This is a genomic window from Sphingomonas changnyeongensis (genome assembly GCF_009913435.1).
Classification (GTDB): Bacteria; Pseudomonadota; Alphaproteobacteria; order Sphingomonadales; family Sphingomonadaceae; genus Sphingomonas_B; species Sphingomonas_B changnyeongensis.
This window is the reverse complement of the sequence record NZ_CP047895.1, coordinates 365,809-380,180: the sequence shown is the minus strand read 5'-3', so window position 1 is coordinate 380,180 and position 14,372 is coordinate 365,809. Positions and strand designations below refer to the sequence as shown.

11 protein-coding genes and 1 pseudogene are annotated in these 14,372 nt (G+C 70.0%); 7 read left to right on the top strand and 5 right to left on the bottom strand.

What is annotated here, in order from left to right; translation table 11 throughout:
• Window positions 1-17: 17 nt before the first annotated feature.
• Window positions 18-1,334, bottom strand: a complete 1,317-nt coding sequence (locus GVO57_RS01880) for an MFS transporter (protein ID WP_160591386.1) — start codon at window positions 1,332-1,334, stop codon at window positions 18-20.
• A 121-nt stretch (window positions 1,335-1,455) separates the two neighbouring features.
• Here GVO57_RS01880 and GVO57_RS01875 point away from each other — a divergent pair, with 121 nt between their 5' ends.
• Both GVO57_RS01875 and GVO57_RS01870 read left to right on the top strand, forming a co-directional pair.
• Entirely contained in the window at window positions 1,456-2,355 is a 900-nt protein-coding gene (locus GVO57_RS01875) for a crotonase/enoyl-CoA hydratase family protein (protein ID WP_160591385.1), read from the top strand.
• Between the two features lie 261 nt (window positions 2,356-2,616).
• Window positions 2,617-4,032 carry an amino acid permease gene (locus GVO57_RS01870; RefSeq protein ID WP_407695698.1) on the top strand — a complete coding sequence of 472 codons (1,416 nt, stop codon included), beginning with the start codon at window positions 2,617-2,619 and terminating at the stop codon, window positions 4,030-4,032.
• Here GVO57_RS01870 and GVO57_RS01865 read toward each other — a convergent pair.
• The gene (locus tag GVO57_RS01865; protein WP_160591383.1) at window positions 4,010-4,426 is read right to left on the bottom strand and encodes a DUF2147 domain-containing protein; all 417 of its coding nucleotides are present in this window, start codon (window positions 4,424-4,426) and stop codon (window positions 4,010-4,012) included. The genes GVO57_RS01870 and GVO57_RS01865 overlap by 23 nt on opposite strands.
• 173 nt (window positions 4,427-4,599) lie before the next feature.
• On the opposite strand from GVO57_RS01865, the gene GVO57_RS01860 reads away from it, so the two are divergent.
• The 5 genes and pseudogenes from GVO57_RS01860 (at window position 4,600) to GVO57_RS01840 (ending at window position 10,673) form a co-directional block, all read left to right on the top strand.
• Window positions 4,600-5,790, top strand: a complete 1,191-nt coding sequence (locus tag GVO57_RS01860) for a parallel beta-helix domain-containing protein (RefSeq protein WP_160591382.1) — start codon at window positions 4,600-4,602, stop codon at window positions 5,788-5,790.
• Window positions 5,790-6,827, top strand: a complete 1,038-nt coding sequence (locus tag GVO57_RS01855; protein WP_160591381.1) for an SO2930 family diheme c-type cytochrome — start codon at window positions 5,790-5,792, stop codon at window positions 6,825-6,827. Before GVO57_RS01860 ends, GVO57_RS01855 begins: the two co-directional genes overlap by 1 nt.
• Before the next feature lie 295 nt (window positions 6,828-7,122).
• Window positions 7,123-8,000 (top strand): annotated as a pseudogene (mtnP, locus tag GVO57_RS01850) (S-methyl-5'-thioadenosine phosphorylase).
• Window positions 8,000-8,632 carry a maleylacetoacetate isomerase gene (gene maiA, locus GVO57_RS01845; protein ID WP_160591380.1) on the top strand — a complete coding sequence of 211 codons (633 nt, stop codon included), beginning with the start codon at window positions 8,000-8,002 and terminating at the stop codon, window positions 8,630-8,632. Before mtnP ends, maiA begins: the two are co-directional and overlap by 1 nt.
• 10 nt (window positions 8,633-8,642) lie before the next feature.
• The gene (locus tag GVO57_RS01840; protein WP_160591378.1) at window positions 8,643-10,673 is read left to right on the top strand and encodes a TonB-dependent receptor; all 2,031 of its coding nucleotides are present in this window, start codon (window positions 8,643-8,645) and stop codon (window positions 10,671-10,673) included.
• A 7-nt stretch (window positions 10,674-10,680) separates the two neighbouring features.
• On the opposite strand, the gene GVO57_RS01835 is transcribed toward GVO57_RS01840, so the two are convergent.
• Genes GVO57_RS01835 through GVO57_RS01825 form a run of 3 tightly spaced genes read right to left on the bottom strand, consistent with a single transcriptional unit; the run spans window position 10,681 to window position 14,362 of the window.
• Window positions 10,681-11,304 carry an isochorismatase family protein gene (locus tag GVO57_RS01835; protein ID WP_160591376.1) on the bottom strand — a complete coding sequence of 208 codons (624 nt, stop codon included), beginning with the start codon at window positions 11,302-11,304 and terminating at the stop codon, window positions 10,681-10,683.
• Window positions 11,304-12,488 carry a CaiB/BaiF CoA transferase family protein gene (locus GVO57_RS01830; protein ID WP_160591374.1) on the bottom strand — a complete coding sequence of 395 codons (1,185 nt, stop codon included), beginning with the start codon at window positions 12,486-12,488 and terminating at the stop codon, window positions 11,304-11,306. The genes GVO57_RS01835 and GVO57_RS01830 overlap by 1 nt, the downstream gene beginning before the upstream one ends.
• Window positions 12,488-14,362, bottom strand: coding sequence for a hydantoinase B/oxoprolinase family protein (locus GVO57_RS01825; RefSeq protein WP_160591373.1), 1,875 nt, complete (start codon window positions 14,360-14,362; stop codon window positions 12,488-12,490). Before GVO57_RS01825 ends, GVO57_RS01830 begins: the two co-directional genes overlap by 1 nt.
• Window positions 14,363-14,372 lie beyond the last annotated feature (10 nt).

The following is a 14,372-nucleotide window of genomic DNA, read 5'->3' as shown; positions in this document are numbered from 1 at the left end:
CCCCGCGGTAAAGCGCTTCAGTCCTCGAGGATCAGGCTGTGGTCGCGGGTGTCGCGCATCCGCAGATAGACGATCAGCGACAGGCCGATCATCGCGGTCACATAGGCGTAAAAGCCGCGTTCCATGCCCTGCTGCTTCAGCCACAGGGCGACATATTCGGCGGTGCCCCCGAACAGCGTGTTGGCGATGGCATAGGGCAGCGCCACGCCGAGCGCGCGGATATGGGCGGGAAACATCTCCGCCTTCACCACCGCATTAATCGCCGTATAGCCGCTGACGATCAGCAGCGCCGCCGTCACCAGCGCAAAGGCGGCGAGCGGATCGCGCACCGTCTCGAGCGCGGTGAAGATCGGCCAGGTGAACACCACCCCCGCGACCCCGAAACCGATCATCAGCGGCTTGCGCCCCACCCGGTCGGACAGCGCGCCGGCCAGCGGCTGGGCCAGCATGAACAGGAACAGCGCGCCGGTCATGATCGCGCTCGCGGTCTCGCGGCTGAATCCGGCGGTGTTGGCGAGGAACTTCTGCATGTAGATCGAATAGGCGTAGAAGGCGAGCGTGCCGCCCGCCGTCAGCGCCATCACCGTCATCGCCGCGCGCGGATGGTGGCGCAGCAGCGCCAGCGCGCCGCTGGGGGCCGCCGCGCCCGCACGGGCGTTGCGGAAGCTTTCGGTCTCGGCCAGCCTGCGCCGCAGCCAGAATACGACGACCGCCAGCGCGCCGCCGATTGCAAACGGAATCCGCCAGCCCCAGGCCTCCAGGCTGGCCGGCGACATCACCGCCTGCAGCACCAGCAGCACCGCCAGCGCCGACAGCTGCCCGGCGATCAGCGTGACATATTGAAAGCTCGAATAGAAACCGCGCCGGCTGCGCCCGGCCATTTCCGACAGATAGGTGGCGCTGGCACCATATTCGCCGCCCAGGCTCAGCCCCTGGGCCAGACGGGCGATCAGCAGGATCGCCGGTGCGGCCCAGCCGATCCGGTCATGCCCCGGCGTCAGCGCGATGGCGAAGGAGCCGCCGCACATCAGGCTGACCGACAGGGTCAGCCCCGCCTTGCGGCCATGCCGGTCGGCATAGACCCCCATCAGCCAGCCGCCGATCGGGCGCATCAGGAACCCGACCGCGAACACCGCCGCCGCCTGCAGCAGCTGCGCGGTCGGATCGCCGGCCGGAAAGAAGGCCGGCGCGAAGTAAAGCGTGAAGGCGGCATAGACATACCAGTCATACCATTCGACCAGATTGCCCGCCGATCCGCCCAGGATCGCGCGCAGCCGCGCGCTCCGGTCGCCGGGGGGAAGGGGCGGTGCGCCGTCGTTCGCCTGTGCTGCCATGCCGCCTGCTAGACCAAATCGCGGCGTGCGGGAATCCGGCTGACAGCGGCGGCAAAAGCCGGAACAATGCGCGCCGGCACAAGACCATAACCACAAGACATGAACAGGGAGAGGCACCGCGATGTTCGAGACGATCACTCTGGCGGTCGATGACGGGATTGCGACGATCACGCTCAACCGGCCCGACCGGCTCAACGCCTTCACCCCGCAGATGATGGCGGATCTGATCGCCGCGTTCGACCGCACCGATGCCGATGATGCGGTGCGTGCGGTGATCGTGACCGGCGCCGGGCGCGGCTTCTGCGCCGGGGCCGATCTGGGCGATGGCGGCGCGACCTTCGATTATGCCGAGCGTCCCGACAAGCTGGCTTACGGATCGCCGATCGGTCCCGATGGCGCGGTCGACTGGGGGCATGAGGCGGTGCGGGACAATGGCGGCCGGCTGGCGCTGCGGCTGTTTTCCTCGCTGAAGCCGGTGATCGCGGCGATCAACGGCCCGGCGGTCGGCGTCGGGGTGACGATGACGCTGCCGATGGATTTCCGCCTTGCCAGCGCCGATGCGCGCTTCGGCTTCGTCTTTGCCCGGCGCGGCATCGTGCCCGAGGCGGCATCGAGCTGGTTCCTGCCCCGGCTGGTCGGCATCGGCCAGGCGCTCGACTGGTGCTATTCGGGCCGCATCTTCGGCGCGGAGGACGCCCGCGCCGCCGGGCTGGTGCGCAGCGTCCATGCCCCTGACGATCTGCTCGGCGCGGCGCGCACGCTCGCCCGCGAGCTGACGGCCGACAGCGCGCCGGTGTCGGTCGCGCTGACCCGGCAGATGCTGTGGCGGATGCTGGGGGCCGATCATCCGATGGCCGCCCATCGGCTCGACAGCCGCGCCGTCTGGGTGCGCGGCGGCAGCGCCGATGCGCGCGAGGGGGTGGAAAGCTTCCTCGCCAAGCGCCCGGCAGCGTTCCCCGACCGGGTTTCCGACGCCCTGCCGCGCTGGCCGGGGGTGATGGAGGATCCGGGATATAGCTGAGGGAGGATGTTTGGCGGGAAGAACGGCACCGGGAGTTGCTTGTTTGGGAAGAACGGCACCGGCCCGCACCCCCACCCGGCCTCCCAACGGCAGGATACGCTATGGGAGGCCGGGTGGGGGTGCGGGCCGGTGCCGCCCGTGCGGCGTGAGCCGCACCACAAACAACCCCCACACCCCCGCTTGTCGCGCCGCGCCGTTGTGCGTAACGGGCATCGCCGGTGCGACATGCCGGCACCGGGTTCAGCCAGAGGGAATGGGGTTTTGAGCAAGCTTCTGCGCCGCAAGACGATCATCGCGCGCGAGGACCAGCCGCAGGAACAGCGGCTGGCGGCGACCCTGTCCTGGCCGCATCTGCTGGCGCTTGGCGTCGGCGCGATCGTCGGCACCGGCATTCTGACGCTGATCGGCGTCGGCGCCGACCGGGCGGGGCCGGCGGTGCTGCTGAGCTTTGCGATTGCGGGCGCGATCTGCGCCTGCGCGGCCCTCGCTTATGCTGAAATGGCGACGATGATGCCCGCCTCGGGCAGCGCCTATACCTACAGCTATGCGGTGCTGGGGGAGGTGTTCGCCTGGGTCGTCGGGTGGAGCCTGATCCTTGAATATTCGCTGGTCGTCTCGACGGTCGCGGTCGGCTGGTCGGGCTATGCCGCGCCGCTGCTGTTGCCGCTCGGTTTCCCCGAGGCGCTGACGCGCGGGCCGGAACTGGGCGGGCTGGTCAATGTGCCGGCGGTGTTCATCATCGCGGTCGTCGCCGGGCTGCTGATGCTGGGCACGCGCGAGAGCGCGCGGCTCAATGCGGTGCTCGTCGTCGTCAAGATCGCGACGCTGATCCTGTTCGTCGCCGTCACCCTGCCGGCGTTCGACGCCGCGAACCTGGCGCCGTTCATGCCGTTCGGCTTTGCCAAGTCGGTCAGCCCCGACGGGGTCGAACGCGGCGTGATGGCGGCGGCGGCGATCATCTTCTTTGCCTTTTACGGTTTCGACGCGATCTCGACCGCGGCCGAGGAAACCAAGCGGCCGGAGCGCGATCTGGCGATCGGCATTGTCGGATCGATGGCGGCGTGCACGCTGATCTATGTCGTGGTCGCCGCCGCTGCGATCGGCGCGCTGCCCTTTGGCCGCTTTGCCGACAGCCCGGAGCCGCTGGCGCTGATTCTGCGCGAAATCGGCCGCGCGCCGGTGGCGACGGTGGTGGCGGGGGCTGCGGTGATCGCGCTGCCGACCGTGCTGCTCGCCTTTCTTTACGGGCAGAGCCGCATCTTCCTGGTGATGGCGCGCGACGGCTTCCTGCCGCAGGGGCTGGCGCGGGTGTCGCCGGTGCGCAAGACGCCGGTGCGCATCACGCTGCTGACCGCGGCGCTGGTCGCGGTCATCGCCGGCATCCTGCCGATCGACGAGATCGCCGCGCTCGCCAATGCCGGCACGCTGATTGCCTTTATCGCGGTGGGCACCTGCCTGATCGTGCTGCGCCGCCGCGCGCCCGATGCGCCGCGCCCGTTCCGCGCCCCGCTCGGCCTGCTGGTCGGGGCGGGGGCGGTGCTTGGCTGCGCCTATCTGTTCCTCAGCCTGCCGGCCAAGACCCAGGGCTATTTCCTGCTGTGGAACGCGATCGGGCTGGCGATCTATCTGGGCTATGGCGTGGCGCGCAGCCGCGTCAGTTCGCCCGCGTCCAGGTGACGGTGCGGCAGAAGATCGCCAGGCACCCCGTCACCTTGAGCGCTTCGTTCGACACCCGCTCGACGACCGCGCGGTAGCTGCGCCCGGTCTTGGGGTCATAGGCCTGGCCCTGCCATTTGCCGTCCTCGAGCCGCAGGCCGGTCAGCACCGCAAGGCCGAGGATCCGGCGTTCGCGCAGCGCCGGATCGGGATTCTTGATGTCCGTCCCCGGCGGCTCGATCGGCACCAGCGAGCGCTGCAACCGCCCGCACAGCGTCTCGCCGCAGCGGGCGATATGGATGATCCCGTCCTTGCTGTCGGTCAGCCAGCGGCCGGTGATCGGCTGGCTGGCGGCAAGAGGCGCGCCGGCCAGCGCAAGCGGCACGGTCATCAGCAGCGGCAGCAACAGGCGCATGGCGGCACTCTCCGGGTCTTGGGCTCCGGGGCCCGGTTGGACCGCAGGGTGTGTGCGCCTGTCAAGCGCGCGTGATCCGCACCAAGCGCTCTTGCCTTTCATAAATGAATGGATAGCCTTGCGGCATGAGGATGCCAGCAACAGGGGCGGCACGCATCGCCCTTCTCCGCCGGATGGCCGCGCCTGCCGCCATCCTGTCATGCGCGTTCCTGTCCGCCCCGGTGGCGGCGCGGGTGATCGCGGTCGCGCCCGGGCCGGATGCCCAGGCGCGGCTGCAGGAGGCGCTGATCGATGCCCGCCCCGGCGACACGGTGACGCTGGGCGCGGGCCGGTTCGAGCTGACCGACGGGCTGTCGCTCGACGTCGACCGGGTCGAGCTGCGTGGCGCCGGGCCGGACCGGACGGTGCTCAGCTTCAAGGGGCAGCAGGGCGCGGGCGAGGGGCTGCTCGTCACCTCCGACGATGTCGTGCTGCGCGATTTCGCGGTCGAGGACACGCGCGGCGACGGCATCAAGTCCAAGGGCGCGGACCGCATCGTCTATCACAATCTGCGCGTCGAATGGACCGGCGGGCCGAAAGCGACCAATGGCGCCTATGGCGTCTATCCGGTGTCCTCGTCCGACATTCTGGTCGACAAGGTGGTGGTGCGCGGCGCGTCCGATGCCGGCATCTATGTCGGCCAGTCGCGCAACATCGTCGTGCGCGGCTCGATTGCCGAATATAATGTCGCCGGGATCGAGATCGAAAACAGCTACAATGCCGATGTCCATGGCAATGTGGCGCGGCACAATACCGGCGGGATCCTGGTTTTCGATCTGCCCAACCTGCCCCAGACCGGCGGGCACAGCGTGCGCGTGTTCGCGAACCAGATCACCGACAATGACACGCCGAACTTCGCCCCCGCCGGCAACATCGTCGCCAGCGTGCCGACCGGCACCGGCGTGATGGTGATGGCCAATGCGCGCGTGCATGTGTTCGGCAACACGCTGGCGGGGAATGGCACGACCAATGTGCTGCTCGTCGGCTATCGCGAGGCGTTTGACGACAAGGCCTATAACCCGCTGATCCGCGAGGTGGTGGTGCGCGACAATGTGCATGGCAGGGCCGGCTATGCCCCCGCCTTTCCCGGTGGGGCCGAACTGGCGGCGGCGATGGGCGGCACGCTGCCGCCGATCGTCTGGGACGGGACGGGCGAACGCGTGGTGGCGCGCGACAAGGTGACGGCGCTGACGCTTGCGCTCAGCGACCCGCGCCAGCCGCTGACCGCCGCCCGCCCGGCGCCGGCACGCTTCCCCGACGGCGCGCTGCCCGGCGAACCGGCCCCGGTCGTCCTGCCGGCCGGGATGGCAGAGCGCATCCGCTGATGCGCCCCCTCCGGACGCCGCCCGTCCGCCGGCTGGCCGCGTCGGTGCTGGCGGCGGCCGCGCTGCTGCTCGCCAGCGCCGCCCCGCCCGCGCCGGGGGTCGATGATGCGCTGATCGCCGGCGATACGCTGCCCCAGCGCCTGTCGGAGTTCCGCTTCTTCATCGATGGCCGCCCCAATCGGCGCGTCGTGCGTTACCAGCTGAACACGCCGCTGTTTTCCGATTATGCCGACAAGGACCGGTTCATCTACGTCCCCGCCGGCAGCCGCGCGCGTTATGGGGCCGATGGCGCGATCGATTTTCCGGTCGGCAGTGCGCTCATCAAAAGCTTTTCCTACCCCGCCGATGCGCGCCAGCCGGACGGGCCGCGCCGCACGGTCGAGACGCGGGTGCTGCTGCGCCGCGCCTCGGGCTGGGTCGCGCTGCCCTATCTGTGGTCGGGCGACGATGCCGTGCTCCGGCGCGGCGGCGCGCGCCTCGAGATCGGCTGGACCGACAAGGCCGGGCGGGCGCGCACCGTCAGCTACGGCGTGCCCAACGCCAATCAGTGCAAGGAATGCCACCAGTCGGCCGGTGCGCTGGTGCCGATCGGGCCGAAGGCGCGCAATCTGGATGACGGGCATCAGCTGGGCGCGCTGGCCGCCGCTGGGCTGGTGGACAGGGCACCGCCGGGCCTTGCCGCGATGCCGCGCGCGGACGATCCCGCCGCGCCGCTTGCGGCGCGCGCCCGCGCCTATCTCGACATCAACTGCGCCCATTGCCATTCGCGCGCGGGCATGGCGTCGAACAGCGGGCTGTATCTGGGGTTTGACGAACCCGATCCGGTGGCGCGCGGGCGGCTGAAGCGGCCGGTCGCGGCGGGGCGGGGCAGCGCCGGCCTTGCCTTCGACATCCAGCCCGGCGCGCCCGACCAGTCGATCCTGCTCCACCGCATGGCCAGCACCGAACCGGGGATCGCGATGCCCGAACTCGGCCGCACGCTTACCCATGACGAGGGGGTGGCGCTAATCCGTGCCTATATCGCGCAGATGAAATAGCGCGGTCGCCCGTATCTGTCGCGGCACCGGCCCGCTCCCCCACCCGGCCTCCCATAGCATATCCTGTCGATGGGAGGCCGGGTGGGGGAGCGGGCCGGTGCCGCTTCCGCGCCGTGAGGCGCGCAACGAACAACCGGGAGCGGGCCGGTGCCGCCTGTGCGGCGTGAGCCGCACCACAAAAAACCCGCCCCCGCGCCGTAAGCCGCACCACAAAAACCATCCCGCGCCTTTGTTTCTTTTCATCGTCGCATTCCCCCGCCAAGACGGGCGCGACCGGCGAAACAGGGGGGAGCCAATGGCGGACTGGATGATCGGGGTGCTTGGCGGGTCGGGGCTGTATGCGATCGACGCGCTTGAAGATGCCCGGTGGCAGCGGGTCGACACGCCCTGGGGCGCGCCGTCGGACGAGATCCTGACCGGACGCATTGGCGGCATCGGCTTTGCCTTTCTGCCGCGACACGGCCGCGGCCACCGCATCGCCCCGGCGGAGATCAACGCCCGCGCCAATATCGACGCGCTGAAGCGGCTGGGCTGCACCGATGTGCTCGCTTTGTCCGCCGTGGGGTCGCTGCGCGAGGAGATCGCGCCCGGCGATTTCGTCGCGGTCGACCAGTTCATCGACCGCACCGCCGGGCGGCCGCAGAGCTTTTTCGGAACCGGGCTGGTCGCCCATGTGTCGATGGCCGATCCGGTCTGCCCGCGCCTGTCCGCGCTCGCCGCGCAGGCCGGGCGCGCCGCCGGGGCCAAGGTCGCGGCTCAGGGCACCTATATTGCGATCGAAGGCCCGCAATTCTCGACCCGCGCCGAAAGCCATCTCTACCGCGCCTGGGGGCGGACGTGATCGGCATGACCGCGCTGCCCGAGGCGCGCCTCGCCCGCGAGGCGGAGCTGCCCTATGCGCTGATCGGCATGGCGACCGATTATGATTGCTGGCGCGCGGGCGAGGCGCATGTCGAGGTCGATGCGGTGCTCGCGGTCATGCACGCCAATGCGGCGCGGGCGCGGCGGCTGATCGTCGAACTGGCCGCAGCGCTGCCCGCGACGCGCGCGGCCAGCCCGATCGACACCTGTCTTGATGCCGCGCTGATCACCGCGCCCGAGGCGCGCGATCCCGCCATGCTTGCCAGGCTGGATGCGATCACGGCAAGGGTGGTTGGACAGAGGGGAAGCTGATGACGCTGACATTGTTCGATTATTACCGGTCCTCGGCCAGCTACCGGGTGCGGATCGGCCTCAACCTCAAGGGGCTGGCCTATCGCCGGGTCGATGTCTCGCTGCTCGACGGCGCGCAGCGGTCGGATGAGAATCTGGCCCGCAATCCGCAGGGTTTCGTGCCCACGCTCGATGTCGATGGCACGCCGGTCAGCCAGTCGCTCGCGATCCTCGACTGGCTGGATCAGGCGCATCCCGAGCCCGGCTTTCTGCCGGCAGCGCCGCTTGCGCGCGCGCAGGTGATGGCGCGCGCGCTGCTGATCGCCTGCGACATCCATCCGCTCAACAATCTGCGCGTGCTGGGCTATCTGAAGCGCGAACTGGGGGCGGGCGACGCCGCGCGCGACGACTGGTATCGCCACTGGGTGCGCGAGGGCTTTGTCGCGCTGGAACGCATGGCCGAGGGCTGTGGCCGCTATCTGGGCGGCGACCGGCCCGACCTGTCCGACATCTGCCTGGTGCCGCAGATGTTCAACGCCCGGCGCTTCAACCTCGATCTGACGCCGTTCCCGACGCTGGTCAGGGTTGACGCGGCGCTGCAGGAGGTGGAGGCGTTCGCCGCCGCCCATCCCGAGCGGGTCGGCCCGGCCTGAGGGTCCTCACATGCTGCTGCTCCCCCTGTTGCTGGGCGCTGCCCCCGATATCGTCGTCACCGGGCGCGATCTGGCCGCGCTGGGCGGCGAGGCGGCGGCGGCGCGGGCGGTGATCGACCGCGCCCGGCTGACCGGGACGGCGAGCGGCCGGCTGGAGGATGTGCTGCGCGACGTCGCCGGGCTGCAGCAGTTTCGCCGTTCCGACGCGCGCTCCGCCAATCCGACCTCGCAGGGGCTGACGCTGCGCGGGCTGGGCGGCAATGCCGCCAGCCGGGCGCTGCTGGTGCTCGACGGCGTGCCCCAGGCCGATCCGTTCGGCGGCTGGGTGGCCTTTCCCGCCTATCAGCCCGAACGGCTGGGGCGGGTGACGGTGACGCGCGGGGCCGGGCTGTTCGCGCCCGGCGCGCTGGCCGGCACCATCGCGCTCGACAGCGCGACCCCGGATCAGCTTGCCCCGCTGGCCGCGCAGCTGGCGGCGGGCAGCCGGGGATCGGTCGAGGCCAATGCCGCGCTGACCGGGCAGATGGGGCGCGGCTTTGCCACCTTGTCGGCCGATTATGCGCGCGGCGACGGCTTTGTGCCGATCCGTGCCGATCAGCGCGGGCCGGTCGACCGGGCCGCCGGGCATGAACAGGCAAGCCTTGGCCTGCGCGCGGTGATCGACATTGGCGGGCAGACCGAGCTGCAGGCGGCGATGCTCGCCTTTGCCGACCGGCGCGACCGCGGCCTGGCTTTTTCCGACAATCGCAGCGAGGGGGCGGATGCGAGCCTCAGGCTGGTCGGGCGTGGCCGCTGGGGCTGGTCGGCGCTTGCCTATGTGCAGGCGCGCGCCTTTGCCAGCCAGTTCGGGGCGGTTGCCGCCGGGCGGACCGCCGTCACCCCGACGCTCGACCAGTATAACACCCCCGCGACCGGACTGGGCGGGCGCGTCGAGATCCGGCCGCCGCTGGGCGGCGGGGCCGAACTCAGCCTGGGTGGCGACTGGCGCGCGACCGAGGGGCGGACGCTTGAACTGTTCACCTATGTCGCCGGGTTGCCGACCCGCCGCCGCGAGGCTGGCGGGCGCAGCGCGGTGCGCGGCGGCTTTGCCGATCTGAGCTGGACGCGGGGCGGCTGGACGCTGAGCGCCGGGGGGCGGATCGACCGCTGGACGATTGCCGGCGGCCGCCTGTCCGAACGCGTGCTGGCGACCGGGGCCGCCGTCACCGACAGCCGCTTTGCCGACCGCAGCGGCTGGGAAGGATCGGGGCGGGCGGGCCTTGCCTTTGCGCCCGGCGGTGGGCTGACCCTCAGGGCCGCCGCCTATACGGGCTGGCGGCTGCCGACGCTCAACGAGCTTTACCGCCCGTTCCGCGTCGGTGCCGATGCCACCGCCGCCAATGCCGCGCTCGCCCCCGAACGGGTGCGCGGGGCGGAGCTGGGCCTTGATTATGCCCCCCGGCCGGGGATCAGGCTTGGCATGACGCTGTTCGACAACCGGCTCGACAATGCGATCGCCAATGTCACCATCGCGCGCGGGCCGGGCCAGTTTGCCGGGGTCGGGTTCGTGTCCGCCGCGGGCGTGTTCCGCCGCCGCGAGAATCTGGACGCGGTCAGCGCGCGCGGCGTCGAGCTGGACGGCGCGGCGCGGTTCGGCGGCTGGACGGCGGCCCTGTCCTATGCCCATGCCGATGCGGTGGTGCGCGGCGCGGGCCTGTCGGCGGCGCTTGACGGGCTGCGCCCGGCCCAGACGCCGCGCCACATGGCCTCGGCGACGCTGGGCTGGGAGGATGGCCGGGCGCGCGGGCGGCAGCCGGCTTCGGCATCGGTCACGCTGCGCTATGTCGGCGCGCAGTTCGAGGACGATCAGAATCAGCGGCTGCTCGGCGATGCCCTGACGCTCGATGCGCGGCTGGCGGTGCCGCTGCTGCCGGGGCTTGCGGTCGAGGCGCGGGCCGAAAACCTCACCGACGCGCTGGTCGCGGCGGCCGTGTCGGCCGACGGGGTGGTCGAACGCGCGACGCCGCGCACGCTGTGGCTGGGCCTGCGCGCGGCGCTTTGACGGTCGCTCAGGCCTTTCCCGCCATCAGCGCCGCCGCCTGGTCGGCGGTCACCACTTCGGCATATTTGGCCTGCAGGTCGAACAGATTGGCTTCGTGCGGAGCGGGGTGACGGTCGCCACAGCCATCGCTGACGACGAACGGGGCATAGCCATTCTGAAGCGCGTCGAGCGCGGTCGCGCGGATGCAGCCCGATGTCGAAAAACCGGTGATGACCAAGGTGTCGATGCGCCGCGCCGCCAGGTCGGTCGCCAGCGTCGTCCCGAAAAACGCCGAGGCATAATGTTTGGTCAGCACCAGCTCGTCGGCGCGCGGGGCGATCTGGTCGGGGATGCGGGCAAAGGGCGATCCCTCGACAAATGCCCTGAGCGCCGGCAGCTTGCGCCAGAACAGCCCGCCATCGGCCCCGTCGGCCCGGTAGCTGACGACCGTGTAGATGACCGGGATCTGCCGCTGCCGCGCGACGCCAAGCAGGCGCGCAATCACCGGCAGTGCATGTTCGCCGCCGGCATAGATGGGGGCCGCCGGATCGACATAGCCGGTCACCGCATCGACGACGATCAGCGCCGGGCGGTCGCCAAAGGGCAGCGCGCCGCGAAAATCGGCCCCATAGCTCTCGGCCAGCCCGGTCATCAGATCGCCCCGGCGGCGGCCAGCGCGTCCAGCTCCGCCGCGCTCAGGCCCAGCAGCTCGCCATAAACCTCGCGGTTGTGCTGGCCGACTATGGCCGGGGCGGCGCTGCGCACCACGCTTGGCGTGTCGGACAGCTTGGGAAAGGCGTTCTGCATCTTGACCGGTCCCCAGCGTTCGGTCGGCACCTCGATCACCGCCTCGCGCGCGGCGAAATGCGGATCCTCGAGCATTTCGGGCGCACGATAGATTTTTCCCGCCGGAATGGAATGCGCGATCATCAGCGCCTCGACCTCGGCGACGGTCAGGGTCAGCGTCCAGTCCTCGATGATCTGGTCGAGCCGGTCCTGATTGCGGCCGCGCGCGACATGATCGACATAGTCCGGGTCGGTCGCCAGTTCGGGCCGCCCCATCGCCGCGCACAGCCGGGCGAACACCGCATCCTGATTGGCGCCGATCAGATATTCGCCGTCGCGGCAGCGATAGACGTTCGACGGCGCGATGCCCGGCAGCTTCGACCCTGAGCGTTCACGGACATAACCCGACAGCTGATATTCGGGGATCAGGCTTTCCATCACCTGCAGCACCGCCTCGTACAGCGCGGAATCGACCACCTGGCCGCGCCCGGTGCGTTCGCGGGCATGGAGCGCGGCGAGCGCGCCCAGACAGCCATAGGTCGCCGCCAGGCTGTCGCCGATCGACACGCCCATGCGGCTGGGCGGCCGGTCGGGATCGCCGACGATATAGCGCCAGCCACCCATCGCCTCGCCGATCCCGCCAAAGCCGGCGCGCGCCGAATAAGGCCCGCTCTGGCCATAGCCGGAGACGCGCACGATGATCAGGCGCGGGTTGAGCGCGTGGAGCGCGTCCGGCCCCAGCCCCCATTTCTCCATCGTGCCGGGCTTGAAATTCTCGATCAGGATATCGGCCCCCGCTGCCAGCCGGCGGACGAGTTCCTGCCCCTCGGGCACGCGCAGATTGGCGCTGACCGAGCGTTTGTTGCGAGACACGACCTCCCACCACAGCTTGTGGTCGCCCCGGCCCCAGGCGCGCATCGGATCGCCGGCGCCCGGCGGTTCGACCTTGATCACATCGGCGCCCATGTCGCCGAGCAGCTGGCCGCAGAACGGGCCGGCGATCAGCTGGCCCAGCTCGACGACGCGGATTCCGGCAAGTGCGCCCGCCATCACGCCGCCTCCGCCTTGCGGGTCCAGACCGGCGGGCGCGGGGCGGGCAGGCCGGTTTCGCTGAGCGATGCCGCACGCAGCACCTCGATCGACGGCCCATGGTTGAACAGCGGCAGCGGCCCGTCGCGCCCGGCCTCGATCTGTGCGCGCAGCGCCGCGGTCGCCGCCGCGTCCGCCTGACCATCGATTACGACCACGCCGTAACGCCGCGCGCCGTCCACCGTCACCAGCCCTTCGCGCACCTCGCGCGCCACCAGATCGGGATCGCGGGCCAGCGGGTCGCCCCAGCCGCCGCCGCCCCAGGTGATGAAGTGCAGCTGGTCCCCCGCCTCAACCTCGACATCCTCGACCTTGTTGCCGATGATCGTCTGCGTCCCGTCGGCTTTCTCCAGGATCTTGCGCGCCCGCGCCCCCGGCTCGCCGCCATTGACGCCCCAGGGATGGGTGAACCAGCGGTCGTCATGGATCGCGATCATGCCGGGTTCGAGGAACCGGTAGGTCATGTGGATGCCGTTGCCGCCGCGGTGAAGCCCGGCGCCGCCTGAATCGGGTTCGGTCTCGTAACGTTCGATGCGCAGCGGGAAATAGCGTTCGAGAAACTCGTTGGGCACGTTGGTGAAGCCCGGCCACAGCGAATGGCCGTCCGGCCCGTCGCCCAGCGGCCGGCCCGGGATGCCGCCAAAGCCGATCTGGAACAGCTGGAAATACCGGTCCTCGGCGTCGGTGCCCGAATAGAAAAGATGCGGGCTGGACGAGAAGCCGGCGGCGTTCAGGAACTCCGGCGTCTTCTGCCCCAGCAGCCCGCCCAGAATGTCGAAAATGCGGCCCAGCGCATGGGTGCGCCCCGACAGCGCCGCCGGGAAACGCGGCTTGAGCAGCGAGCCTTCGGGGATGCGGACCTCGATCAGGTCGTAAAACCCGTCATTGAACAGGATCTGGGGATCGAAGACCATGATCATGTAGATGCCGAAGAACATCTTGAACATGTTTTCGTTGAGGAAGAAGTTGATCGACGCGCGTGACTGCGGATCGGTGCCGTCGAAATCCAGGATCACCTTCTCGCCCTCGCGCCACATCGTGCAGCGGATGCGATAGGGGCCAAAGCCAAGCCCGTCGTCGCAGATATGGTCTTCGAAACTGACCGGCTCCTCGCCGATCGCGGTCGTGATCAGCTGCTTCATCGCGCGGTGGTTGCGCGCCAGCAGCTCCTGGGTCGCGGCGACATACAGATCCTCGCCGAACCGGTCGGCCATTTCGATCACCCGCCGCGCCGCCACCCGGCAGGCGGCGATCAGGGCGTTGAGGTCCGCCTTGCACCAGTCGGGCTTGCGCGTCTGGTGCATGACCAGCCTGACCAGATCGGCATTGTAGACGCCGCGCGCATAGATTTTGACCGGCGGGATGCGCACCCCTTCCTCAAAGATCGCGCGCGCGGTGATCGGCATCGATCCCGCCACCTTGCCGCCAATGTCGGACTGGTGGCCGAACATCGCCGTATAGGCGAGCAGCCGGCCGCCCCGGAACACCGGCAGCAGCACCAGCCAGTCGTTGGAATGGCTGATCGCCCCGTCGCAGCTATAGGGATCGGACAGGAAGAACATGTCCCCATCCTCGACCGTGCCCTCATAGCCGGCGAGGAAGCCGCCGATGAACGAGCCGAACTGGCCGACGATCATCCGGCCCTGATGGTCGGCGATCAGCGGAAAGGCATCGCCCTGTTCGCGGATGCCCGGCGACATGGCGGTGCGCACCAGCGTGGCGTCCATTTCGGTGCGGGCATTGCGCAGCGCATTTTCGATGATGTCGAGCGTCACCGGATCGACGCGCGTGGCGGCAAAGGGGGTGGCGTTGGTCTGGGTGATGGTGGCGGGCATCGGGTCGCTC